A 1668-nucleotide genomic window follows, 5' to 3' on the forward strand; every position below is an offset into this window, starting at 1 on the left:
GGATGCGGGGTTTTCCCTTGGGGTAACGGGACGGCCAGATGTTCTCGGGCTTCTGGCCGATGAAATCGGCGATGATCCTCTGCGCCTTGTAGCTGGTGCGGTTCTTCACCTGGCGAAAGACGTTCGGATTGAGGCCGTTCCGCCGGGCAAGCTCGGTGAGGGTCATGCCGTTGCGATGGAGTTCGGCCACCACAGCGGGCCAGTCCATCACGGCGTCCTGTTTCGTCATCGGGGTTCCTCCGACAGGGGGCGGGTGCCGCAAACACCCGCCTTTTGTTGGCAACTTTGGTTCAACAGCAGTCGGTGCAAACCGTCTGCCTAGGCACAGGGATATAGACTTTAATCGACAACATCAAGATTAAAGTCGATAGTGGTGGGGCGTGGCTGAAACCGCACGAACTGATATGCTGCTCTTTCGGCAGAATCTTGGTCTGCGCATCGAGCAGTGCGTTAAGATTATTGGAAAAAAATCAGATGCCGCTGCGATCGCTGGGGTAACTGCTGAACAGCTCAACAAGTGGATCAACGGTTCCGTTAAGGTACCCGTTGAGGCGCTTCGCCTTCTCGCAGAGGCGGCAAGTAGCGACTTTAGTTGGCTTGCGACGGGTGAGGGATTTCCAGATCATCCGCGCCCCCTTCAGATCAGGCGCGCAGGGTTGGCATCGGTGTCGGCTCGCGATCAGCCGGATTTCATCCGGCTCCCATTCTACCGTGACGTCAGCGCCTCGGCAGGGCCAGGTGCACTCGCCGTGTCCGAGCAGTCCGACAGCGTAATCGCCTTTGCCCGCAGCTTTCTACGCGATCATGGGGCTGTCCCCGAGCGTTGCTCGATTATCCGGGCCCGAGGCGACAGCATGTCGCCCACGATCCCGGATGCTTCGCTGCTGATCGTCGATCACAGCCAGACCGAGATCGCCAACGGCTGTATCATGGTGCTCGATGTCGATGGGGATCTGCTCGTCAAACGGGTACACCGTCGCCTGAACGGCATGATCGATCTCGTCTCCGACAATCCGACCTATCCCCCCGAGACCCTTCCGCCTGCCGCCCTTCAGCAACTGCGTGTGATTGGCAGGGTGGTATACTTTTGCAGGACGCCATGAGTTGCCACCCCCGTGAGGATCAGCGAAAATGCCAATCTGCCTGCGCTGCAAGTCGGAAACCTACGTAATCAATCCGAGCATCGGCTTGTGCATGAGCTGCCAGCAGGCCCTCGGTCTTGATGATCCCGAGGAGGCCATTGAGGACCCCGACATGCTCCGGGAGAGAAAGGTGGCAGAAGCAGCTCACATCATCCTGACCACAGAGACTGCGCACAACCTGCCGGTAGCCGAGCGACTGGACATTGTGACAGCTGAGGTCGTCATCGGGATGCACCTGTTCAAGGACATCGCCAGCGCATGGCGCGACACCTTCGGGGGGCGCAGCAACGTAATGCAGGAAGGGCTTCGCAGCGCACGGAAAACGGCACTCAATGAACTGCGTCTGGAAGCCCATGCTCTCGGTGCCAGCGCGGTGGTCGGGGTAGACTTGGACTATTCCGAAATCAGCGGTGGTGGCAAAAGTATGCTGTTCCTGGTGGCCAGCGGAAGGGACTATCCTAAATTTTGTGCGCTGACGTGGTAACTGCTCTCAGAGGAGACCCACGTATGAGCATCGACAAAGACC

The 1668-nt window shown here is 58.7% G+C and carries 3 protein-coding genes; 2 read left to right on the forward strand and 1 reads right to left on the reverse strand.

What is annotated here, in order from left to right:
• The coding region (locus tag RGD00_RS23220; RefSeq protein WP_310459605.1) for a helix-turn-helix domain-containing protein at positions 1-229 on the reverse strand (229 nt) is incomplete at its 3' end.
• A gap of 175 nt (positions 230-404) precedes the next feature.
• Between RGD00_RS23220 and RGD00_RS23225 the strand changes: the two genes are divergently transcribed.
• Together RGD00_RS23225 and RGD00_RS23230 are read left to right on the forward strand one after the other, a co-directional pair.
• Positions 405-1103 (forward strand): LexA family transcriptional regulator, encoded by a 699-nt coding sequence (locus tag RGD00_RS23225; RefSeq protein WP_310459606.1) that lies wholly within the window; start codon positions 405-407, stop codon positions 1101-1103.
• Positions 1104-1131: 28 nt separating this feature from the next.
• Complete coding sequence (locus RGD00_RS23230) at positions 1132-1626, forward strand: YbjQ family protein (protein WP_310459607.1); 495 nt, start codon at positions 1132-1134, stop codon at positions 1624-1626.
• The last annotated feature ends 42 nt before the right edge of the window (positions 1627-1668 follow it).

It is taken from the genome of Ruixingdingia sedimenti, from assembly GCF_031432425.1.
In the GTDB taxonomy this organism is placed as follows: Bacteria; Pseudomonadota; Alphaproteobacteria; order Rhodobacterales; family Rhodobacteraceae; genus Ruixingdingia; species Ruixingdingia sedimenti.

Bases quoted from the DNA above. Each gene is read 5' to 3' on its own strand.
- RGD00_RS23225 (WP_310459606.1), top strand. From the start codon at position 405: ATGCTGCTCTTTCGGCAGAATCTTGGTCTGCGCATCGAGCAGTGCGTT.
- RGD00_RS23230 (WP_310459607.1), top strand. From the start codon at position 1,132: ATGCCAATCTGCCTGCGCTGCAAGTCGGAAACCTACGTAATCAATCCG.